Source organism: Infirmifilum sp. (assembly GCF_049970975.1).
GTDB classification, from domain to species: Archaea; Thermoproteota; Thermoprotei; order Thermofilales; family Thermofilaceae; genus Thermofilum; species Thermofilum uzonense.
Map to the genome: position 1 here is coordinate 1 of NZ_JBMFLX010000016.1, position 21277 is coordinate 21277.

Annotated in this window: 27 protein-coding genes and 6 tRNA genes; 17 read left to right on the forward strand and 16 right to left on the reverse strand. The window is 50.3% G+C overall.

Annotation, left to right across the window (positions count from 1 at the left end; genetic code table 11):
* Positions 1–57 precede the first annotated feature (57 nt).
* The 3 genes from ACP5KC_RS04105 to ACP5KC_RS04115 all read right to left on the reverse strand — a co-directional run bounded on the left by ACP5KC_RS04105 (position 58) and on the right by ACP5KC_RS04115 (position 1025).
* Entirely contained in the window at positions 58–183 is a 126-nt protein-coding gene (locus ACP5KC_RS04105) for a hypothetical protein (RefSeq protein ID WP_428286864.1), read from the reverse strand.
* Between the two features lie 90 nt (positions 184–273).
* Complete coding sequence (locus tag ACP5KC_RS04110) at positions 274–606, reverse strand: hypothetical protein (RefSeq protein ID WP_052884625.1); 333 nt, start codon at positions 604–606, stop codon at positions 274–276.
* Positions 607–662: 56 nt separating this feature from the next.
* On the reverse strand, positions 663–1025 hold the full coding sequence (locus tag ACP5KC_RS04115) for a hypothetical protein (protein WP_273433632.1): 363 nt from the start codon (positions 1023–1025) through the stop codon (positions 663–665).
* A gap of 154 nt (positions 1026–1179) precedes the next feature.
* Between ACP5KC_RS04115 and ACP5KC_RS04120 the strand changes: the two genes are divergently transcribed.
* A complete protein-coding gene (locus ACP5KC_RS04120) occupies positions 1180–3036 on the forward strand; it encodes an ArsR family transcriptional regulator (protein WP_424740719.1) in 1857 nt (618 codons plus the stop codon).
* Position 3037: 1 nt separating this feature from the next.
* Here ACP5KC_RS04120 and ACP5KC_RS04125 read toward each other — a convergent pair whose 3' ends face one another.
* The 5 genes from ACP5KC_RS04125 to ACP5KC_RS04145 all read right to left on the reverse strand — a co-directional run bounded on the left by ACP5KC_RS04125 (position 3038) and on the right by ACP5KC_RS04145 (position 6046).
* Positions 3038–3637, reverse strand: a complete 600-nt coding sequence (locus ACP5KC_RS04125) for a hypothetical protein (protein ID WP_424738523.1) — start codon at positions 3635–3637, stop codon at positions 3038–3040.
* The gene (locus tag ACP5KC_RS04130; protein ID WP_052884629.1) at positions 3622–3918 is read right to left on the reverse strand and encodes a 30S ribosomal protein S26e; all 297 of its coding nucleotides are present in this window, start codon (positions 3916–3918) and stop codon (positions 3622–3624) included. Before ACP5KC_RS04130 ends, ACP5KC_RS04125 begins: the two co-directional genes overlap by 16 nt.
* Before the next feature lie 50 nt (positions 3919–3968).
* Positions 3969–4661 (reverse strand): DUF2192 domain-containing protein, encoded by a 693-nt coding sequence (locus ACP5KC_RS04135; protein WP_424738525.1) that lies wholly within the window; start codon positions 4659–4661, stop codon positions 3969–3971.
* Between the two features lie 23 nt (positions 4662–4684).
* The gene (locus tag ACP5KC_RS04140; RefSeq protein WP_273433629.1) at positions 4685–5191 is read right to left on the reverse strand and encodes a 50S ribosomal protein L16; all 507 of its coding nucleotides are present in this window, start codon (positions 5189–5191) and stop codon (positions 4685–4687) included.
* Positions 5192–5290: 99 nt separating this feature from the next.
* Entirely contained in the window at positions 5291–6046 is a 756-nt protein-coding gene (locus tag ACP5KC_RS04145; RefSeq protein WP_052884632.1) for an RNA methyltransferase, read from the reverse strand.
* A 55-nt stretch (positions 6047–6101) separates the two neighbouring features.
* Here ACP5KC_RS04145 and ACP5KC_RS04150 point away from each other — a divergent pair, with 55 nt between their 5' ends.
* Positions 6102–7742, forward strand: a complete 1641-nt coding sequence (locus tag ACP5KC_RS04150) for a DUF2070 family protein (protein WP_428286865.1) — start codon at positions 6102–6104, stop codon at positions 7740–7742.
* On the opposite strand, the gene speB is transcribed toward ACP5KC_RS04150, so the two are convergent.
* From speB to ACP5KC_RS04165, 3 genes are read right to left on the reverse strand one after another with little or no spacing between them, the layout of a single operon-like run.
* Positions 7689–8600 (reverse strand): agmatinase, encoded by a 912-nt coding sequence (gene speB / locus ACP5KC_RS04155; protein ID WP_428286866.1) that lies wholly within the window; start codon positions 8598–8600, stop codon positions 7689–7691. The two genes, ACP5KC_RS04150 and speB, sit on opposite strands and share 54 nt — an antisense overlap.
* Positions 8601–8609: 9 nt before the next feature.
* Complete coding sequence (locus ACP5KC_RS04160; RefSeq protein ID WP_424738533.1) at positions 8610–8867, reverse strand: DUF211 domain-containing protein; 258 nt, start codon at positions 8865–8867, stop codon at positions 8610–8612.
* Positions 8868–8905: 38 nt separating this feature from the next.
* Positions 8906–9499, reverse strand: coding sequence for a hypothetical protein (locus ACP5KC_RS04165; protein ID WP_052884636.1), 594 nt, complete (start codon positions 9497–9499; stop codon positions 8906–8908).
* Between the two features lie 64 nt (positions 9500–9563).
* On the opposite strand from ACP5KC_RS04165, the gene ACP5KC_RS04170 reads away from it, so the two are divergent.
* From ACP5KC_RS04170 to ACP5KC_RS04185, 4 genes are all read left to right on the forward strand, one after another.
* The gene (locus ACP5KC_RS04170; protein WP_052884637.1) at positions 9564–9812 is read left to right on the forward strand and encodes a hypothetical protein; all 249 of its coding nucleotides are present in this window, start codon (positions 9564–9566) and stop codon (positions 9810–9812) included.
* Positions 9813–9905: 93 nt separating this feature from the next.
* Positions 9906–12779 carry a leucine--tRNA ligase gene (leuS, locus tag ACP5KC_RS04175; protein WP_350339225.1) on the forward strand — a complete coding sequence of 958 codons (2874 nt, stop codon included), beginning with the start codon at positions 9906–9908 and terminating at the stop codon, positions 12777–12779.
* 175 nt (positions 12780–12954) lie between these two features.
* Positions 12955–13075, forward strand: a tRNA-Arg gene (locus tag ACP5KC_RS04180).
* A 151-nt stretch (positions 13076–13226) separates the two neighbouring features.
* Entirely contained in the window at positions 13227–13472 is a 246-nt protein-coding gene (locus ACP5KC_RS04185; protein ID WP_428286867.1) for a hypothetical protein, read from the forward strand.
* Between the two features lie 28 nt (positions 13473–13500).
* Here the strand turns inward: ACP5KC_RS04185 and ACP5KC_RS04190 are convergent.
* A tRNA-Pro gene (locus ACP5KC_RS04190) sits at positions 13501–13612 on the reverse strand.
* A 108-nt stretch (positions 13613–13720) separates the two neighbouring features.
* On the opposite strand from ACP5KC_RS04190, the gene ACP5KC_RS04195 reads away from it, so the two are divergent.
* From ACP5KC_RS04195 to ACP5KC_RS04230, 8 genes are all read left to right on the forward strand, one after another.
* The gene (locus tag ACP5KC_RS04195; protein ID WP_052884943.1) at positions 13721–14176 is read left to right on the forward strand and encodes a 50S ribosomal protein L22; all 456 of its coding nucleotides are present in this window, start codon (positions 13721–13723) and stop codon (positions 14174–14176) included.
* 8 nt (positions 14177–14184) lie between these two features.
* On the forward strand, positions 14185–14799 hold the full coding sequence (locus ACP5KC_RS04200) for a 30S ribosomal protein S3 (protein WP_052884639.1): 615 nt from the start codon (positions 14185–14187) through the stop codon (positions 14797–14799).
* 38 nt (positions 14800–14837) lie between these two features.
* Positions 14838–15053 (forward strand): 50S ribosomal protein L29, encoded by a 216-nt coding sequence (gene rpmC / locus ACP5KC_RS04205; RefSeq protein ID WP_052884640.1) that lies wholly within the window; start codon positions 14838–14840, stop codon positions 15051–15053.
* Positions 15050–15334, forward strand: coding sequence for a ribonuclease P protein component 1 (rnp1, locus tag ACP5KC_RS04210; RefSeq protein WP_052884641.1), 285 nt, complete (start codon positions 15050–15052; stop codon positions 15332–15334). The genes rpmC and rnp1 overlap by 4 nt, the downstream gene beginning before the upstream one ends.
* Before the next feature lie 61 nt (positions 15335–15395).
* Positions 15396–15728, forward strand: coding sequence for a 30S ribosomal protein S17 (locus tag ACP5KC_RS04215; protein ID WP_052884642.1), 333 nt, complete (start codon positions 15396–15398; stop codon positions 15726–15728).
* A gap of 6 nt (positions 15729–15734) precedes the next feature.
* Positions 15735–16160, forward strand: coding sequence for a 50S ribosomal protein L14 (rpl14p, locus tag ACP5KC_RS04220; RefSeq protein ID WP_052884643.1), 426 nt, complete (start codon positions 15735–15737; stop codon positions 16158–16160).
* 12 nt (positions 16161–16172) lie between these two features.
* Entirely contained in the window at positions 16173–16874 is a 702-nt protein-coding gene (locus ACP5KC_RS04225) for a restriction endonuclease (RefSeq protein ID WP_273434067.1), read from the forward strand.
* A 47-nt stretch (positions 16875–16921) separates the two neighbouring features.
* Positions 16922–17045: transfer RNA gene (locus tag ACP5KC_RS04230), tRNA-Lys, on the forward strand.
* Between the two features lie 21 nt (positions 17046–17066).
* Here ACP5KC_RS04230 and ACP5KC_RS04235 read toward each other — a convergent pair.
* The 3 genes from ACP5KC_RS04235 to ACP5KC_RS04245 all read right to left on the reverse strand — a co-directional run bounded on the left by ACP5KC_RS04235 (position 17067) and on the right by ACP5KC_RS04245 (position 18580).
* The gene (locus ACP5KC_RS04235) at positions 17067–18215 is read right to left on the reverse strand and encodes a tryptophan--tRNA ligase (protein ID WP_052884645.1); all 1149 of its coding nucleotides are present in this window, start codon (positions 18213–18215) and stop codon (positions 17067–17069) included.
* Positions 18216–18281: 66 nt separating this feature from the next.
* Positions 18282–18373: transfer RNA gene (locus ACP5KC_RS04240), tRNA-Glu, on the reverse strand.
* Positions 18374–18479: 106 nt separating this feature from the next.
* A tRNA-Ser gene (locus ACP5KC_RS04245) sits at positions 18480–18580 on the reverse strand.
* Between the two features lie 199 nt (positions 18581–18779).
* Here ACP5KC_RS04245 and ACP5KC_RS04250 point away from each other — a divergent pair.
* On the forward strand, positions 18780–19973 hold the full coding sequence (locus tag ACP5KC_RS04250; RefSeq protein WP_052884646.1) for a Cdc6/Cdc18 family protein: 1194 nt from the start codon (positions 18780–18782) through the stop codon (positions 19971–19973).
* Here ACP5KC_RS04250 and ACP5KC_RS04255 read toward each other — a convergent pair.
* Positions 19966–20715, reverse strand: coding sequence for an ATP/GTP-binding protein (locus ACP5KC_RS04255; protein ID WP_052884647.1), 750 nt, complete (start codon positions 20713–20715; stop codon positions 19966–19968). The two genes, ACP5KC_RS04250 and ACP5KC_RS04255, sit on opposite strands and share 8 nt — an antisense overlap.
* A 123-nt stretch (positions 20716–20838) precedes the next feature.
* Here ACP5KC_RS04255 and ACP5KC_RS04260 point away from each other — a divergent pair.
* Positions 20839–20942: transfer RNA gene (locus tag ACP5KC_RS04260), tRNA-Ser, on the forward strand.
* A 102-nt stretch (positions 20943–21044) separates the two neighbouring features.
* The gene (locus tag ACP5KC_RS04265; RefSeq protein WP_052884648.1) at positions 21045–21266 is read left to right on the forward strand and encodes an LSm family protein; all 222 of its coding nucleotides are present in this window, start codon (positions 21045–21047) and stop codon (positions 21264–21266) included.
* Positions 21267–21277 lie beyond the last annotated feature (11 nt).

Sequence of the window (21277 nt, forward strand, 5' to 3'; positions counted from 1 at the left end):
TTCTACGACTAAGTCCCACATCTTAAGTTTTCTCAAAGCGAGCTTTTATCTTTTCTACTAAAGCTTACACTTTGTTAAATGCCAGGGTCCAGCTTCTCGGGCCTCCTCCCCAATCTCAACACTTCTGGTTAGGGTTAATTTCTCCGAGTATTTCTCGATAATCCTACGGCGAGGGCTAAGCAATACGAGCCCCTCTAAGGTCCAAAACCTCTGATGCGAGCTTGAACAGTGCCTTATAAACAGGCTCCAGGCCACAGTCGGCGGCGAGTATTCTCATCTACTTCCTCCTGTAATCCTGATGAGTGTCTTGAAAAAGTGCTTCCTAGCTAGCTCGCAAGCCTTCCCGGGAGACTTAGCCATGTAAGTATTCCATATCGACAGGTAAAAGATGCCTGCTAGTATCCTGTAAACCAGGTTATCTATAGTTGTATCTTCTATATACAAGATATTTGTGTACTCGTCGACAACAAGCCCTTCTGTGACAGTGTTTCCGTGTGGAATTTTCTTGTCGATTTTAACGGTTATAAGATCAGGTGGCTGGAGGCCCTCAAACATCGCTAGGGACTTAGCGATCTCAAGCAACCTAGCTAGCTGATCCCTATTCACCTAAACCATCTCTAATATCATAAGGTGCAAAAAATAAGGATTAATACTCGAGAGCCTTAAGCTGCAACCCTCAGCACAAATTTTCTTATTATCTCGTCAAGGTCTTCGAGGCTCCTCAGAGTAACCTTGTCATAGTTTTTGGCGAGAGCCCAGAGGGGGCTGTCCCGTGTGACCGAGTACTTCACGCCATGCTTGGATTTGCCTACTTCGTTTATGTATTCCCGCTCTTTCAGCCTCTCTAGAACGTCTTTAATCAGTGTAAGCACGACTGGGTGAGTGTCTATGCCTGCCAACACAGCTATCTTCTTCGTGTTGAAAGTTATCATTCCACCCCTAGTATGTCTGATCATCTCAAGGATCGTCAGTATAACCTTGGAGCTAAACTCTCCATAGTTACGGTAAAGTGGAGGGACGCTCACACTCAGACAGAACATCTTCTTAGTCCATTAGTTGAACACTTAACATGACTTGAACTCCCTTCATATTTCAATAGAAATACATTGTACTTCCTGAGAGGCTCCACGGGCATTGAACATTTTAGTTTCGGTATGTGTGGTAATAAAGGTATCATTGATGTCGAAGGACATGGCCAGCAGTAGACGGCTACGAGGACTTGCCACAATCCTATCAGCCGTTGCGAACCCGCACAGAATAATGATACTTGAGTTCCTCGAGCAAAACCCGAGGCGTTACGGGGAAATTGCAGAAGCACTTGGGGTAACGCAGGCCGCGCTTGCGCACCACCTCAAGAAGTTAGAGGCTGCAGGGCTAGTCGAGCACAAAAACGAAGTCTACAAGACAACATCACTGGGAAGAAAAATACTCTACCTGATAAAAAACATGGATGTAATATCAGCACAAGATGTTCAAGTATACACCACTTACGGTTTTTCCGTACCATTGGAAGAGTACCTGGACTTAATCCTCTCATCAAGCACAGTCTCTTGCAGGAAGAGGCTTCTCAGCGAAGTTGCCAAGGAGGTCAAAGAGGCTATAGGAAGCGATGAGGGGGTCCCTCAGTCCACCGTGAACTCTATGGCGGAGGTATACGCTGCCAGGCTAAGATGTCCCCTTAAGCTCCAGGGTAATGTTCTCGGCCTCATGGGACGCGAGATCACAGAACAAGCTGTGAGTATTCTTTCAGAGGCTGGGTTATGGGATCTCGTCAGGTCAAACCTTATCCTATTCGACTCAGAATGGGAGAGAGGTGCTTCCTCTATTTTTCTTCCCTCGCCTAACAGTGAGCAGTTGAAAAAAATATTAAAGAACGCAGAGCTCTTCCCCGAAATAGTTCTAAAGATATCGCCAGAGACGGGAGGAGAGATTAATTATCTGCTAGATCTGTTACTGGCCGCTAGTCCAAGCGGCTCTGCGACACTGCTTATGGATATCTCTCAGACAGGTGAGCTTACCGGCAGTATTCTGTCAACTATAGAGACGCGTTTACCCCTAGGAAACATTATCCTTGTTTTTAAAGGATGGGAACATGTGTCCGAAAAGATGATCCTGCTGCTAACCCGTCTAATAAACAGCGGTTTGCAAGTGGTTTTCTCGTCGGGAAACATATTCCCCTCAGGAAGATTATACGCCTTCAAAGACGACGATACGCCTACTATACACTTTGGCGCAGCTAGTTTTAACATGCCATTTGTTCTAGACAGGAAAAGGGTTCTAAGCGACCCCCGAGACTTTATAGCGGCGGCGTTCTCCCCATTAGAGCGCATCGTTTCGAGCTATAAGAAGCTTGCAATGAGGATCACCAGGGTTATAGAGTTGGACTTGTCGCGGGAGCCTAGCTATACCTTTCACCTAACATTCGCGGGTCTTGAAGCCGGTTTACTACTGCACATGCCTGTGTTCTCACAGACGTTCGACGACCCTAAAAGCTATAAACGCCTTGTCTTAAGTTATGCCTCTGAGCTGTTGGAAGAGACAATAAACCATTCGACGGCTGACGACGTCCCGATATTCTCAACCTTCTATACTCCGGTACCCTACCTCTCCTTCTTAACGGCATTTCACTACAAACACAACAACCATCTAAACATTAACCCGTTAAGCCCATTTTCATTTAATCGAAAGCTTAGAACCGCGGAGAACCTGCTTGAGCTGGAGTCGAGCCTACAAGGGATTCTCAGAGACTCCATAAGCATACTCGACATCAGGACTGTGTCGCTCACCGGGACGCGTCTCAAGGAGATTTTCATGCTTGCTCAAAGAAAGGGTCTCAAACAGTTCACGATAACCCTCACGGGGCTATACGTCTGTAACACGTGTGGACACGTGATACCCTCCAGGGCTTCGCGGTGCCCTCGATGCTATTCGAGAGACCTTTCCGGCATGGTTAAGCCACAGCTATTCTACGTGAAGAGGGAGAGGCTCGATAAATGGACGCTCGAGGAGGTGGACAACCGAGTAGTCTTGGCGTGATCTATATCTTCAAGCTGTCAAGCCACTCGTTTACAAAGGCGATACAGTGGCTGGCTAGATATGATGTTGACCCGAGACTAACGGTGAAGTGAGCTTTTCTCCTGAGCTCTCTAACGACATCCGCGGGGAAGCCTATCTGGTCACCTAGTATGAACGCGTACTTCTCGCCAGGACTAATGGTAATCTTACTTATGTCCACGCCGTCCTCGACCAGTAATACAACTTTGTAGCCATTCCTTCTAAGCCACTGAACGACTTCAAATATCCCGGCTCGCTGTGCCTTTACAGCCCGGGAGAGCCCCTGCATCCCCCTCAATATTTCCTTAATGATCGTCGTCTCACTCGGAAATACGGGGAATGGTTCAAACAAGAGGGTTAGAGGGGGGTCTGGTGGGCCATTAAGCACAGCTATAAAGTATGAATCCTCTCGAATTGTATCCTTTAAGTCCCACAATGCGTAGATTGCGCTGCGCGCGACGACGTCCATCCTGCCTCCAGCAGTCGTATAGTCTTTCTCGGAAAAGCTAGGTGCAGTGACGCCAGTGTTCGAAAAGAGTACAAATACTCGTTTGGGAAGCTTCCCGCCTAGAAGAAGTTCCATTTAATATTTTCCTTCTTACGCTCATCTTCAGGCCTAATCTTTATTATGCCGCGGTGAATGGCGCAGCGCAAGCAGAGGTACTTGGTTACAGTATACTGAGGAATAATAGCGCCCTTGTCTCTGAGCTCCTTCACAAGCTGGGGATCAACCGCAACCACAGGCTTCGTTATCTTTACGGCCTTAGACCTTGGTATAAGTGCTCCACACTCGTCGCACTGAACTAGATCCTCTTTTCCTTTACCTCCCTTGTGACGTCCACGACTTTTCCTCTTTTTAGGCATGGATTATCCTACCCCCTTAGGAGTAGCGTCTTATATAAACCTTGTTGAGTCTACTCGGACAGACTCAACGCAAAGTTAACCTTTCTCTCGGGGATCCTGAGAGCCTCCACGGCAATCTCCCTTATAAACCAGTCGGGTGGAGCTGCTTTCTCCGCATTTAGACGAACACACATAGCATGTTTAAGCGTCTCCTTCTCAATCCTGTTTCTTACTCTACCAGCAGCTATCTCCTCTGCAATACGGTACGCTATATAGAACCTCTTGAATCCTTGAAAGTTCTTTTCAAGTTCAGGGAAATCTTTCTCAAACTCGAAAAGAATGTTTATGAATGTATCCTCACTCATAAAGCCGAGTAGGACTGCTGTCATCGCCAGCCTCAGCACGCGGAACACCATGTTCTCATCAAAGGAGCCGAAAACCTCCTTCATCGCGGTCTTAGGGCTTTCCCCGCTCTGAATCTTCTGAATCACCTTCTCACTATGTATTTCGATGTTGAAGAGATCTGAGAATTTATCGAACTCCTCCTCTAATCCGAGACCGAACTTCCCGACAAGGTAGACGGTAGCCAACTCCTTGTCGTATATATCTATTTTTGTCTTCCCGCGTATCGGCTCGAGGCTATTCTCCTTGTAAATCTCGCGAAGATACTCCGCAAGTTCTCGTCTATCGGTAAAAGCACCTGAAAGAATTTCACCCCAAATATTGATGGCTACCTCAACTCGCTTCTTATGCAGTTCTTGCAACACTGTTCACCAGCGACCCCCAACTAGCTCGCCTGCTCCACGACGATACGCGTTGGAAGGGGGATTTTTGACGCGGCTCTACGCAGGGCCTCCTTTGCATGCTCCACGTTCTTCGCATCTATCTTTACGATTATTATGGGCTGGTTAGTCTCTACTCTTGCCGCGCGCCCGACAGGTGTGCCAAAGGAGAGACGCATACCGTCCTGAAGCCTGTCTGCTCCAGCCATGGCCATCATTTTGTTCTCGCGTAGTATATGGTGTGGATAAACAGCTATGCGTAGAAAGTAGTTGGCGTCACCCACCTTCGCTGAAAGATACTTGTTGACGTGCTGCCTAGCCGCCTCAAGGGCGTTTGCCCGTATCTGTCCTGGCTTCAGGACCACAAGTTTAAGGGTAGTGTTAAACGAGCCCTTGGCGTTGCCTAGATCAAACTTTGGTATAAGCACCGGAGGATTGCTCTTAATATACTCCAGCCTAGTGTAAGGGGGTGTCCCAAAGTGTCTATAGCATTTGCCCGGCCTAAGTGGCATCTACATCACCAGTGTGCTCGCTTATAGCCTGCACAATTCTGTTATAAATCTTCCCCCTCATCGACGCGTTCTCTGCCGCCTGCACACCGTCACACCACATCATTTCTGCCCTTCATCCCGGCTACTGGCTTTACATCTATCTCTTATAAACCGGTACGAGTCTCCTAAATAGCTTAACAAGACCCTCAGATCTATTGCCGAAACCCTTCCCTCAGTTATAACTCTACGCATGATAATCTTACTCCTCTGCCTTCTTTCCTCTCCATAGCCTAGCTCCCGGCCCAAGAGATCAATAAATTCGAGAAGCTTGTCTATCTCTTCACGTCTAGGTCTCTCAATACTCGGTGATCTTACCTCGTTCAAAGCGTTGAAAATCTCATAGAACATGATTACAGCGGCATGAGAGGCGTTGAGAGAGGGATAATCCGGGTTAGCCTCTATGGTTACAAGCAGGTCGCACTGAGACAGCTCCTCGTTGGACAACCCCCAGTCCTCTCTTCCTATGACTATGACCTTCCTTCCACTACTCTCCGCGATAATCCTGGCAGCGTCGCGAGGCGAGACGTATCTGCGAAGCACCCTGTCCCCTTTCACCCCTGAAGTGCACACTACCATGTCGAACTCCCTGACAACCTCGTGGAAAGACTCGAGGATCCTTGCCTTCTCCACAATGTCAGCCGCATGCATGGCGTAACGCTTAGCGTCCAAGCCAACACTACACCGCGGTTTAACGAGGACCAGGTTGTACAAGCAGAAGTTCTTCATGCAGCGCGCAAGATAACCTATGTTCTGCTCGTAGAGTGGCTCGACAAACGCCACACTAATATCGGTGCTTCTTGTGCAGGCGGAGGACACTGTTCTTCGTCGAGTAGCGGTAAAGGTTTTTAATTAATCTTTGTCCTAGGGGTGCGTGGTTGATGATAGGTACGAGGGCTTCAGGAAAAGCTACAGGTGGCTCTTCAGTCTTCCAAGCCTGTGGCTGGTGTTGTTATACAATATACTATTATTACTTGTAGCTATCTTTCTCGGGCTTCTAAAGGGCTACGAGTTAAACAGTTTGCTCGTCGCCTTGGCGTCGATTGCCATCCCGTTCACGGTTACCTTCATTATTGATAGAAGAGTGCTTACCCTGAAGCGTTTACTCGGGCTTTACTCAATATATCTTGTATTTCTGTTTCCCGTCATACTTCTCGGTAAACAGCTCCTGCTCGCCACGATACCCTTCGTGCTTTTCTCCTTCTTGGTTTTTCTTGCAATAGCAAGGAGAACCGCACTAGCATCATTCCTTGCAGCTTACCTTTCAACGATTTACTTTCTGCAACACCAGTTTCTACTCTATGTCATCATACCGGTAGCCGTGTACATTACAGTGGCATTTCCCATCCTCTACAACATCAACAGGAGGGTGAAGCTTGTAGCAGGAGTGGGTGGACTAAAGTATCTTAGATCGTTTCTCAGGTACACGCTGGCTGGTGAGAAGAAGGAGGTGGAAGAGTGTCTCAGTGCAGCTGCTGTTAAGAAGACAGTTCCAATACACGTATTCGAGCTCTACAGTGATGGCGCTCTCCTAGGCAGGATAGTTGTATCAGGCGTTCATCCCGGCCCACTCCGAACCCTTGGGAGCAGCACTCTCCCTGAAGCCATACTCGAGAAATGTCACTCTGCACTCTTCTTGAAAGCCCCTGCGGGACATGGGGAGAACCTGGCTTTGAGTAGAGACGTCGAGAAAGTAGCAGAGAAAGTCTGCGGCGAGACCAGTAGGGCTGAGCAGACCGGCTCGGCTACCCTAGGGGTAGCTGACGGAAAGCTTGTCAGGAGTATATCTTTAAGGTTTTCCAATGGGGTTTCTCTATGCCTCCTCGATCCCCAAGTATCCATGGAGGACTTACCAGCAACCCTCCGTGAGGAGTTCGAAGAAGATCATGTAGTTGTTGCGGATCTCCACAACATGATCGACGACAACTTTATCCAGCTGCCTGAAGACCCACAGGAAAACCCTGAACTCCATCTCGACGTTAAGCAAACTATCCTGGAGTCTCTACGGGATGTGAGAGCCGAGGGGGTTCTAAAGGCCGGGCTTGCACGGGTCAAGTACAGTGACAAACTTAGTGTTGGGAAGGGCGGGATATCCTGCGCAGTCTTCTCAATAGACGACAAGAAGCTCGCCATAGTGAGCGTAGATGGCAACAATATGGATCCAGTATTCAAGGTGCTTGTCAACCGGGAGCTTGCCTCGGGATTAGATTACCTTCTCTTGGCTACAACGGACACACATGTCATGACAGGACTCTTCCAAGGCGTGGACTACTACCCGGTGGGTTCACTGAACAAAGAGCAGATATTAAGGAATATAAGGGACTGTCTACTGGAAGCATCCCAGAACCTGAAAGAGTGTAGAGTATCCTACAGGGTTGTCCCAGTTAACGCGCTTTTCATGGATGGCTCGAAACTCAAAGGCCTCTCAAGGGTTACAAGGCTGAACGTCCGTGATGGGTTGTTACTCGCCATGTTGGCTTTGCTGAGCCTTCCCATCCTTCTCCTTCTCCTTTAACGAAAACAATAACTCCATTACAAGCTTGCCAGCCAGCAGAGAGGTTATATCGTTGCAGTCGACCATAGGGTTGACCTCGACCAGGTCAAATCCAACAAGGGATCTAGCCTGGCCCGCGATCACGCGTAGCGCCTCTACAACACCGTGAGGGGTAAGTCCCATGGGCTCAGGTGTACCTGTTCCAGGGGCGAAAGCTGGGTCTAGAGCGTCTATGTCCAGGGAGACGTAGACATTCCTATAGGAGCCAAGTAGCTGTTCAAGCCGTTGAATGTCCTCCACGATAAATATCCTTTTTTCAGTCCTCGCGAGCTCGTATTCCTCGCGCGAGAACCCCCGCGGCTTGAAGTATGCTATAGATATTTTCTCGTTATTCTCGAGGAGTCTTCTCATCACCGTTGCATGGGAAAAACGCGTGCCTAGAGGGTACTCGTCGCGTAAGTCCATGTGCGCGTCGAAGACAACTACTAGAAGTTCATCCAGGTTAAGCGCGATCTCCGAGATTAACGGGTAGCTTACCAGGTGGTCTCCGCCAAGCGCCAGAGGGGTTTTACCTGTTTCTATAAACTCACGTACGGTCTTAGAGACTATGTCTCTTAAAACCGAGAATTCTGTCGTGAGCGGGAGGTCCCCAGCATCAAAGTATTCAAGCTCCTCGACATACATGTTGAGCACCGGGGAAAAAGTCTCGAGCTCCACCGAGACCTCTCGTATCCTCCTGGGTGCGAACCTTTGACCAGGGATCCTCGTCGCTGCGCTGTCGAAGGGAATCCCGAAAACCACGAGGGGTTCATGACCCCTTCCATGTCTGCCGAAGAGAGGCTGGCTAGGCGGGGAGAAATAAAGGTCTAAGACGCTCAAGATAAACACCTATTTCTCAGCTGCCACGAAATCGATACTCCTGATCACGGTCGCGTACTTTTCAAGAGCGGCCTCGATCTCCCGTATGTCTAGATGTGATCCCTCCAGGCTTATCTTAAGCGTCTCAGTCTTGACGTCTACCTCAGCCACGTTTACCTCTACGCGTGCCACTGAGTCGAGATTGATGAGTGTGCGGGCGATCTCAACTACACTAACGTCCCGTGGCTTCAACGCGTCTATCAAAAGGCGGGTTATGCGAGCACTCATAGTACAGGATAAAATTAACGAACAAGCTATTATTAAAACTAGTCTTTGCCCAAGACGAGCTCCAGCATTATGATCAGGAGACCGGAGGCTAGCGCAAGCAATCCATACTTTAATGGGTTTTCCCTGGCACTCTTACCCAGTGTGTAGCCAAGGCCGAGAAGCAGGAGAAGAACGAGGACGAGGGCAGAGACGCTTGCGGCCTGCATGGGGAGGAGTCCCCGCTCGCATAACGCGAAAGGTACTAGGGAAAGGAAAATAGGTGTTGATGTGCTAGCTGCGTTTACAGTGCTCAGAAAGATTCCCGCGACGTAGACCTGTCTTCTCCCAAGCCGGATAAAGAGATGCTTTTCAAGCTCCCTTAGTTCACGTGCGAGCTCAGCCCGCTCGACCAGGAATGCCCCCATAAACCCTGAGACGGCCGACGAAAAACCCAATACCAGTCCGTTGAGAACAGTCTTGCTCGGGGGCAAGTTAATTAGTAGGGAGCTCACTATTACGCCAAGCGCCAGGAGCGAGCCATCATACAGGTTTACCGCCATGTACCGCCTCGCCACGCCCGGTACCAGGTTCCCAAGCGAGGGGATCTTCATGAGAGAATGAAGCCAGTTGTGCAGGTCTTCGAGTAAACCCATGACCTATATCCAATAATAACGGAAGAAGTATGCAAATAAATATTGCTGAGAGCCTTAACAACTTGTGAAGAAACCATATCCTCACAATAACGATATACGCGGTGCGGTACTAGAGGTTCTAGCAAAGGATCCTCTTATTAAACCAGACGAGTTCGTTGAGCGTGTACGCGAGAGCCTAGAAGAGAAAGGGTTCTACGCGGGACTCGTAACACCTAAGAGAATCTGGAAAATATATGAGGAGCTTGTTAGGAGCGGCGAGATTTACGATTACCTCGGGGTCGTCCAGGGCATGAGTAGCGAAAACTCTTTTTAAAACTTGTTTTTTTAAACTTGCAAGAGGTGAAGCCTGATTGCTAACGCGCGAAGCATCAGCTTTCCCGGAGTCAACAAAGAGAGAAGGAATTTCCTGAAGAGCATAGAGGAGAAATGGCAGAAGCGTTGGTCAGAGCTTAAGGTTTTTGAAGCCGAGCCGGATCCTTCGAGACCTAAGTTCTTTGTGACCTTTCCATACCCCTACATAAACTCCTATCCGCACCTCGGGACAGCATACACGGTGCTCAGGGTTGACATCCTTGCACGCTTCAAGAGGATGAAAGGCTACAATGTGCTGTTCGCACAGGGCTGGCACGCAACGGGTGGACCAATCGTCGCCGCCGCGTTGAGGGTTCGGGAGGGTGATCCTAAACAGATAAGCATTTTGAAGTCCATGGGCATCAGCGACGATGAGATCCCTAAGTTTAGGGATCCCGAGTACTGGGTCAGGTTCTTCTCCAAGGGGTTCAAGGAGGACTTCAGCAGGTATGGTCTCTCTATAGATTGGAGAAGAGAGTTCTTCACCACGTATCTTAACCCGCCCTACAACAAGTTTATACAGTGGCAATACAGCGTGCTCCGCGAAAAAGGCCTGATCACGAAGGGATCCCACCCGGTCGTCTGGTGTCCAAAGGAGGGGAAAGTCGTCGGCGATCACGACAGGCCTGACGAGTATGCAGGGATAGGTCCGGAAGAAGTTGTCGTGATAAAGTTTAGAGGAGAGGATGGGCTTACCTACCCCTGTCTCACCTATAGACCCGAAACGGTGTACGGCGCTGTAAACGTATGGGTTAACCCTGATGCCGAGTATGTTATAGCGGAGGTTGACGGTGAAAAACTCGTCCTGGGAGACTACAGTATAGCCGAGCTCAAGGATCAGGGGCATAAAGTTCAGGTTTTGGGGAAGATCAAGGGTAAAGAACTGGTGGGTAGATTCGCGGTAAACCCGGTGACCGGGGCTCGAATCCCAATACTCCCAGCATCCTTTGTGGATCCAGAGTCAGGTACGGGAATAGTGATGTCTGTACCAGCCCATGCGCCATACGACTGGGCGGCTCTAGAAGACTTGAAAAGGGATCCCCATCTCCTCGACAGGTATGGTGTTGACCCGACGATTCTCGACGCGGTACAGCCCGTCAGCCTTATCTCGATCGAAGGATACGGTGAGTATCCTGCAGAGACAGTTGTGAGGAAGTACGGTGTCAAGTTCCAGGGAGACAGGTCGAAGCTTGAAGAAGCCACCAGGGAGATCTACTCGAAGGAGTTCTACAACGGTGTTCTCAAGGTAGAGGTGTACGGCGAGAAGTGGGGTGGGCGTAAGGTTTTCGAGGTTAAAGAGGAGATTATAGAATTCCTGGTCAAGAACGGCTACGCGTTCAGGCACTATACGCTTCCCAGGCCCGTCTACTGCAGGTGCGGTGCACGTACACACGTGAAAATAGTTGAGGACCAGTGGTTCCTGCGGTACAGCGATCCCTCATGGAAGGCCAAGGCGCATGAGTGCATAAACTCGATGCTATTTCTACCTGCTGAGCTCAGGGAAGAGTTTCACAGGCTCGTAGACTGGTATGAGGACTGGGCTTGCACCCACGAAAGGGAGCTTGGAACCCCGCTTCCCTGGGATGAGAAGTGGGTCTTGGAGTCTCTAAGCGACTCCACGATATACATGGCTTACTACACTATCTCGAAATACCTCCAGCACCCCGAGCTATACAACATAGACTGGCAGCGGATAGACCGCTCGCTCTACGACTATGTCTTCCTGGGCATCGGGGACGCAGAAACCGTAGCCAAGAAGCTCGGAGTGGACGCCGGGCTCCTCAGAAGGATGCGTGAAGAGTTCCTGTACTGGTACCCCGTAGACCTCAGGGTTTCAGGAAAGGATCTGATACCCAACCACCTAGTATTCTTCATAATGCACCACGTAGCCATCTTCCCATCCCCTCACTGGCCCAGAGGCATAGCGATAAACGGCTGGATCAACATCAACGGCGAAAAAATGTCGAAGTCTAAGGGTAACTTCATACTCCTCAGGGAAGCCCTCGACTACTGGGGTGCCGACGCTACACGTCTGGCAAACGCCTACGCCGGGAACACGGGTCTCGACGATGGAAACTTCGAGCTTGAATTCGCCTCAAGGGCCGTCGACCTGCTCTACGAGTGGTATAGCTTCGCCATCGAGAATTATGGTAAAGGCGACGAAGAATGGAAGTTCATCGACGACTGGTTTGAAAGCGTGCTAAACCGCACCTTGAAGACCGTAGAGGAAGAGTATGAGAGGCTAAACATGAAAAACGTCATCATTTACGGTTTCTTCAACCTACAAAACTCGTTCAAGTGGTATTTGAAACGCCGAGGGTCTCCAAACAGACGGCTCCTCCAGGAATTCATAGAGAAACAGACCCTAATACTCGCCCCCATAACACCCCACATAGCTGAAGAAATATGGGATAAAATAGGAAAGAAAGGGCTTATACAGCAGGAGAAGTGGCCTTCTGTAGACACTTCCAAGATAAACGACGAGGTGGAAAGAGCCGAGAAGATAGTCCAGAAAGTACTAGAGGATATCCAAGAGCTACTCAGAATAGTTAAGGTCGAGACCATACAGGAGCTTAGAATAGTCCTTCCCGCTAAGTGGAAGTACATGTTCATTGAGAAAATCAAGGAGAGCTTCCAAAAACACGGTAAGGTCCAACAGGCGGTACGCGAGGCCCTGCACCTCATGCCACCCGAGCTGCAGAAGCAGGCGGGCAGGCTGGTAGAGCTCATAATAAAGAACAGCGAGATTCTAGACCTGCTTGTAACACCCGAACTAGAAGAAAAAGCTCTACGAGACGCTCAGCACGCTTTTGAAGAAGCTATAGGTAAAAGAGTAGAAGTCATATATGAAGACGAAGCCACAGACACCCAGAAGGCTAAACAATCGCTCCCGGCAAGGCCCGCAATCATAGTCGTAACTGCCCGCTGATACCCAAACTCTCCTAGGCTTACCCTGCATTTTTCTACATCTCTCTCGAATAATGCTACCCTTACAAGCCTGACAGCAATTTTTTATTCTAGCTTCTACTTTCTTTAGTAACCGGCGGATGATCTAAGCGTTGACAACTGAGAGATGATGTAAAGGAGGTGAATGGACGCCGCTGGGGCCCGTAGCGCAGTCAGGAAGCGCGGCGGCCACGCTCCACGAGCGCCGCACTTCGGTGTATCAAAACGCTTAAAAGCGGGGACAGCCGTAGGTCCCGGGTTCGAGTCCCGGCGGGCCCGCTATTTCTCATATTTATTCGGGAAGCTTTGCTGGCCGGCCTGCGCCACTGGGGGCTCCCCTGGTTACCCTTCTGAAGTGTTTTCTCCTGGTGGTCGTAGCTTTTGCTTCTAGTCTTTTGCTGTGGCTCTGCTGTGCGTTGTGGTGTAGGCTTTGATTTTAATCAGTGTGGGTGGGCTGTGTCCTGCCAGGTGGGCGATGTTTGTAGTGTTTACGTCTGCATTGCTTTCGAGGCCCAAGTCTTGCACATGTATAGCCTCGCTGTGGATATACCCTAACGTCCTGCTAGACTACGGGAAGGCACTAAACGATATCGATGTAATGCTCGGGGGGCTCGAAGAGTATAGGAGCAGGATTGAAGGCTTCCTCGAGGAATGGGAGGCGGAGAAGATATACTAGGGATATCGGAAGTAAAACAAGCCGATAATGGGGCCGCCGGGATTTGAACCCGGGACCACCTGGGCTCCCGATGGACTGTATCCCGAGTCCCGCGGCTTAAAAGCCGTGCCAGGCATCCTACCAGGCTGGACTACGGCCCCCTCAGATAGTGTTTCCACACCTTGTTTTAAAGTATTTCTCCGTCTTAATCTTGAGGGGCCGTGAAAAAATCTTTATATTATGTTGTACACGTAGGGTCTGAGGTTAGTATGCCTACATGGCGCTATAGTGTCGAGCTTGACCCGGTGAAGACGGTTAAAGCGTCTCTACGAGATGTCAGCATGTCGTACAAGGCTACAGTGGAGACTCTAAGACTCATCAAAGGCAAGAAGCTAAGCGAGGCTAAAAAAATCCTTGAAGAAGTAGCATCCATGAAGAAGCCGGTCCCATACAGGAGGTTTAATGGAAAAGTAGGGCACAAGAAGGGTGTGAGCGGTCCTGGGAGGTATCCCGTCAAGGTGGCTAAGAAGCTGCTAGGCCTCCTGGAGAACCTAGAGAACAATGCCGAGTTCAAGGGGTTAGACGTGGAGAACCTCTGGATAGTCCATGCTGCTGCCCATAAAAGCTTCAAGATAAGGAATTATCTTCCCAGGGCCTTTGGAAGGGCTACTCCCTACTACGACCAACTTGTCCACGTGGAGGTCATAGGGGAGGAGAGAGTCTAGGTGGTTAAATGCCGACAGTCACGCGTGAAACCATATCTCAAGGAATCCGTTACATGATGCTTCACGAGTACATCCAGAGGCAGTTTGTCCGTGCAAGCTATGTACACACGCAGGTCTTTAAGACACCCATCGGAACCAAGGTCATCATTTATGCCGGCGTCCCAGGGATGGTTATAGGCCGCAGGGGAGCAAATATAAAGGCTCTCGCGGACGTTCTCGAGAAGGAGTTCGGTCTAGAAAACCCCCAGGTTGACGTTGTCGAGGTTCCAAACCAGGACCTCAACGCCAAGATAATGGCGTACAGGATAGCAAGGGCACTAGTTCGCGGAGTAAGGTTCCGCAGAGCAGCGATGATCGCACTTAACAGGATTATGGCCGCTGGTGCAAGAGGGGCGGAGGTCGTTATAAGCGGGAAGCTTACAAGCCAGAGACACAGGACAGAGAGGTTCACGAGAGGATACCTGCCAAAATCTGGTGAACCCGGTGAGGAGCTCGTCGACGAGGCCATAGTCCACGTCCTGCTGAAGCTGGGGATGTACGGCGTCAAGGTCAGGATAATGAGACCGTCCAAGATGCCGGATACTATCGAGCTAAAAGCGCCCCAGACCGTTACCTCTACATAAGTTTTATATGTAGTGGACAAACCTCATGGTTGAGACCTATGCCTAAGGGATTACTCTCGATTAAGGAGATCAGGGAGATGAGCCCAGAGGACAGGAGGAAGAAGCTAGCAGAGCTCAGGGCGGAGCTGGCCCGACTAAGAACACAGGCCGCTAGAGGTTCTCTTGAGAAGCCCTCCCTCATAAGGAAGACTAGAAGGACCATAGCAATGATACTCACAGTGGAGAGGGAGGCCGCGAAGGCTCAAAAACAATGAAAATCACTCCTCGCAATATCCTAAGGCACGAGCTTATCGGGCTTCAGGTCGAGGTTGTCGAGGCTAGTAACCCGAGCCTTATAGGGATAAAGGGGTTAGTCCTCGACGAGACCAAGAACACTCTGCTTATAGGCGAGCCCGGCGGTAAGAAAAGGAAGGTCATAAAGCACCAGGCATACTTTTTATTCGAGCTCCCCGACGGTACACGCGTAATGGTCGACGGGAGATACCTCGTGGGGCGGCCTGCGGAGAGACTGAAGGCTAAGCTTTACAGTTACTAGAAGGATAGTAAAATTTTAAAAAGCCCCGCGCTATTGGCACTCTTAGTCTGGTGTTTAAATTATGCCTAAGAAACACGTTGGTATCCCGGGTCTCAACCCGCCCGATAAGAAATGCGACGACCCACTATGCCCGTGGCACGGTACGCTGCCCGTCAGAGGGCAGGTATTAGAGGTCACAGTGGAGGACGTTAAGATGAACAGGGCTGCCGTCGTTGTACACGAGTACCTCTACTACAATAAGAAGTACAAGAGGTATGAGCGTCGGCAGACAAAGAAGCACGTAAGGGTTCCCGAGTGCATAGAGGTGAAGCCAGGCGACCGAGTCATAATAGGCGAGACAAGACCCCTCGCAAAATCTATATCCTACGTCGTTCTTGCAAAGGTTCAGAGGTGAAATTAAATGGCCAAGAGAGGCCCAAAGACAGTTGGCGTTTCATACAGGCTTGGATTGACCCCTGGCATCTTCATGGAGAGCCTGGTAAAGGTTGCTGACAACTCCGGTGCGACACTCGCCAAGGTTATAGGCGTCCCCCACTATAAGGCAGTCTGGAGGAGGGTCCCCGGCGCCGCGGTGGGAGACATGGTTGTTGTCTCTATAAGGGCAGGCAAGCCGGAGCTTAGAAAGCAGGTCATGAGGGCGATAGTGATCAGGCAGCGGAGACCATACAGGAGAGCGGACGGAACCTGGATCGCCTTTGAAGACAATGCCGTGGTAATAATAACGCCTGAAGGCGACCCCAAGGGCACAGAGATAAGGGGGCCCCTCGCGAAGGAGGCGGCCGAGAGGTGGCCTAAACTACCCCCTATGGCCTCCATAATCATTTAAAGGTTAAGGGGCTTGGGCTCTGTTCTTAGAGCCGAAATAGTCCTTACGTCTACTGTTCGATTGCTTTCTCAACAAAAAACTGTAAGTGTTTCAAATATAGCTCAGGCTTCTGGAGTCGACCAATTATTTGTCGAAGATTTTTTGAAAAGCATCGGGGTACTTGTTGAGCAAGGAATAGTCAAGACCCCGCTTAACAGTCTCCTACTTCGAGCCTGGCTAGCCGGCTACGATGTAGTCACGCTTGCACTGAATTCTGGTTGGAGCACATTTGAGGAAGTCGTAGCGCAAGCCTTACGCGAGGCAGGCTTCAATGCCTACAGGGCGCTGAGATTCAAGCACCAGGGAAAGCGCTACGAGGTAGACATCCTGGCCGTAAAGTCCAGGCTAGCCCTATGCGTTGACTGTAAGCGTTGGGAGAGGCTACGTGAAAGCATGCTTCTTAAAGCCGCCGAGGCTCAAAGGCATCGATGCGAGGCGTTGGCAAGGGTAATCGAGAGAGGCTTGCCCCAGGTCGACATACCCGTAGGGGATTACGAGATGATACCAGTCGTGGTCTCCCTATACAGGTCATCCATACCTCTGTATTTTGGAGCACTGATAATAGATCTCAGGAGTCTTTCCCAGATAGCCTCAGAGGACGTGATAGTGTTCCTGAGGACCGGAGAGATTCAGCCTATACGTTTCCAAGTCTCACCCGGAACACGTCTTTTCTAGCATAGAAAAAAATTTAATATCCTCTCACCCTCATATTAGCTCGCTAAGGGCCGGTAGCTCAGCCAGGTAGAGCGGCGGTCGAATAAAACTGGTCGAAGCTCTTAACCCGTAGAGGCGCCGTGCATCTGCACGGCGTAGCGGAAGCCCCGGGTTCGAGTCCCGGCCGGCCCGTTATTATAAGAAGTGTCGTTCTCAGGGCTTGAACTCCCAGTTCCACATCTCCTGCGCAAGCTTCCCGTCATACATGTACTTTGAAACCTTCTTTTCAACGTCTTTTACCTTCTCGTTGTGCAGGGCTAGGAAGTGATTGATCCTCTTAACCAGCTCCGCTTTACATTCACCGCACAGGAGTTTCCCAGTCTTACAGGCCCAGTATCTCTCCTCTAGTTTCTTGTCGTCCTCCTCGAATAAAAGGCTATACCAGTGGAAGACCGTGCAAACCTCGGGTACTCCTCCAAGCTTGCGTTGTTCCTCGACAGTTGCTCTACCGCCTGTAAAAGCATTCATTATTTTCTTCTTCACCACCTCGGGAGGATCGTTAAGCATTATAGCGGTCTCAGGCTCGGAGGCAGACATCTTACTCTCTGGGCCCGTAAGCCCCCATGCAAGCTTGGATAGTAGTTCTGCAGTCTTGTACCTGTTCAGCCTGGGGGCTATATCGCGTTGAAGCCTGAAGTATGGATCCTGGTCTATACCGCATGGAATTAGGGGTCTGCGGTTCTCGAAGAGTGTCGGGACTATCTGGAGCGCAGGGTAGAAGATAAGCCCTATGCTAGTCTCGTTGTCGAAGCCGAAAACAGCCCTGGCGGTTGAGAGGTTTATATGCCGGGCGACTAGCACGGCCGGCCTGTACATCTTGCCGATGTACTCGCTGTCGCGAAAGATGAATGTCTTGTTCTCGTCAAATCCTAGGGCCGCTATATTAAGAATGTCCTGCCTGATATAGGGCTCAACTTCCTCAAGAGAGTCAACCTTTTTTGCGAGAAACTTCTCCTCGTCAGGGATCTCTATGTACGTGTTAACCCCAAAAGAGTGCTGAAGCCACCTCGTGGCGATAAAGGGAACAATGTGAGCAATATGCATAGGAGCCTTGCTAGGCGCTCTCCCAGTATACAGGAAGAAGCCTCTGCCAGCCTCGTAATCGTCCAACACGAGGCTGAGATCCCTGTGTGCGAAAAAGAAGCCTCTACGGAGGAGAGGGTGAAGACCACCCGCTAGGGTGTTAATCCTGGCCAGCAGAGGTTCGCTGAGCCTTTCAACCCCGAACTCCTGGATCAGTTTATCATAGTCTATTTTTCCCCTAGCCTCCCAGGGTGTTACGTTATATCCTTCCTGAGACATCCTTCATCCCCAATATCCTGCTTGTTTAATAGTTTTTACTCGAAAATTTAACCTAACCGGGGAAAGTGCCCCGGCCGGGATTTGAACCCGGGATCCACGGCTCGAAAGGCCGTTATCCTCTCAGCCTTGTGCAGTTGACCGGGCTAGACGACCGGGGCCTAACTCAAAGAAATTAAAAATCTTGATAAACTTTTCTTTCGCAAACGGGAGGTCTTTGAGACTACTTCACGTCCTCGCCTGAGAATAAGAGTCCTCAGAAAAACGTGGCGCCGGGGCCGGGATTTGAACCCGGGCGCCCTTGCGGGCAATGGCTCTCCGAGGAGCTAACTCCAGGCCATCGCCTTGGACCGCTCGGCCACCCCGGCTCAAAGTTATTAGGCTCGTTAATGGATATATAAACATCGCTTCAGGTAAACGAGGGGCATGTACCTCCGAGACACCACCGTTTCGTGTATACTGCTTTGTAATACGATTGTATTTAAAGCATTATAAAGCCGAAAGCCTTTGCATTGTAAATTGTTTTGGTAAAATTATTTCTCCTGTTATGAAAATCAGGGGTATCTAATGTCGGTAGAGGACATTTTTCACCAGTACTTAGAGTCTAAAATCTTCAAGCAGCGGGAAAAGCTCCTACCCGACTATGTACCTGAGGAGCTGCCCCATAGGGATGAACAGATCATGACCCTGGCAAAGGTTCTGGCGCCCGCCCTCTCGGGGTCTCGCCCATCTAACGTTTTCATATACGGGTTGACGGGGACCGGTAAGACTGCCGTCACCAAATATGTCTTGAGGAAGATGCGTGAAAGCTCTCAGCGAAGGATAGACTACGTCTACATCAACTGCAGACAAAACAACACTAGCTACAGAGTCTTAGCTGAGCTGGCAAAACACGTCGGGGTTAAAGTCCCCTTCACAGGGCTAGCCCTCGGAGAAGTCATGAAGAGGCTTATCCAGGGCCTGGAGAGGCAGAGAAGTATAATAATAGTCGTCCTAGACGAGATTGATAACCTCGTTAAGAGGCAGGGCGACGACGTACTTTACTTCCTCACGAGGGTCAACGAGGAGCTCTCCAACTCTAAGGTGAGCCTCATAGGTATAACTAACGATTTGAAGTTCACCGAGTTTCTCGACGCCCGGGTCAAGAGCAGCCTGGGAGAGGAGGAGCTGGTGTTCCCGCCCTACAACGCTGTCCAGCTTGAAGACATTTTGCAGAGAAGGGCTAGGGAGGCGCTCAAGGAGGGAGCAATCGAGGACGACGTTATCAAGAAGGTTGCCGCTATAGCCGCAAGGCAGAACGGTGATTGCCGGCTAGCGTTGGACATACTCCTTAAGGCAGCGGATATCGCTGATCGTGAAGGGGCTAGCAAGGTTACCCTGACTCACGTGGACAAGGCTAGGAGCGAGATAGAGAAGAACCTAGCCGTAGACATTATAAAGACTATGCCTCTCCACGTCAAACTAGTCCTGGCATCTATATACCTCCTCTCCAAAAACGAGGGATCAAAAATGATAACAACAGGCCTGGTCTACGACAAGTACAAGGAGCTCGTGAACAAGCTGGGGATGGAGCCCGTAACCTCGCGGAGAATCAGCGACATAATTAATGAGCTCGACGTCGTGGGCATTATAAACGCCAGGGTTATAAGCCTTGGACGCTACGGCAGGACAAAAGTCGTCTCGATAGGCGTGCCACTAAAAAACGTGGAGGAGGGTCTTGCCAGCGATACGCTCCTCAAATTCTTCCTCGAGTCTATGTGAGGTCCCCGCATGCGCAGAATATCTCGTGAAGAAGATCGTACAGTTCTTCAAGCCCCTGACCCGTAATGCTCGAAATCAGGGGTATCCTTATAGCTAGCCTGTACTCGTCCAGCAATTCCAGTATCCTCTCCGATATCTCGCTGCTCAAGCCCTTCGTCCCTGCGAGCTGTTCACGTAGGTAAGCCGCGTCCGTGAGTAGCCTTGGGTTAAAAGTCTGGGCATCGGCCTTGTTTACCACGGGTATAGCGTCTATCCCCAGCCTGAGGCTTACGATCATCGCTTGTAGCTTTAGCGAGACCACGTCGTGGGCCTTGGCTACAAGCGTCGGGTCTAGTATCACGACACCTATTATGTACCCTACCTCCCGGAACTCCTCCACGAAACGCGGCCCGAAATCCCTGTAAAGAAACAACTCCATCTGGCCAGGGGTATCTACGAGGACGTAGGGCGAGGGGTACTTCTCAACCTTCTCCCTAATCTCCGGAAGATGCTTACAGGCTATCTCGGCGCTCTTAAGGAGCGCCCCGTTTGGGCCCAGCTTGTAGTCCTGCATCACCTTCTCTACTGTCACATAGTCCCTCACGTCCACGTCTGGCCTGTAGGGGAGATACTCGACACCAGGGTCTAGGTTCACATAGGTTGACGGTATCAGCATCTTAGCCTTTAGCCATCTACCGAAGGCTGCCGTAAGGGAGGTTTTGCCGCTCCCGGCTGGGCCTAGAAAAACGACAATATTCTTCATAAAAACTCAAAATGAAAGGAAAAACACTCACCTTAAAAACGTGTTTATAGGCGTCTTGAACGCCCGGCTAGTAGGTGTCGTTGCGGTAAAGTTCATTACCCTCCCCGCCTGAGATGTCATGGTGCCGGGGTGGCCGAGCGGCCTAAGGCGGCGGACTCGAGATCCCACGATCCAAGAAATCCGTTGCCCGCAAGGGCGCCCGGGTTCAAATCCCGGCCCCGGCGCCAAGGCTTTGCCTCGAGGATCGGTCTTTAAAGGCTCTGGCAAACCAAGTAAGTAAAGCAAAAAGCTTTAAATTGCGAAGCAACCATGAATTCCAGGCGTTAAACATGGAGGGAACAGTAGACTTGCTCGCCGAATCAGTGGGTAAAAGCGTGCTTGTCAAGCTGAAAGGTGGACGAGAGATACGGGGCACCCTTAAGAGCTTCGATTATCATTTGAATCTTATACTAGAGAACGCGGAGGAGGTGAAAGGCAACAAGACAAGACAGTATGGAACAATAATTGTCAGGGGCGACAACGTGGTTTTAATAAGCCCCGCGCCAGCCTAAGGTGAGTCGGG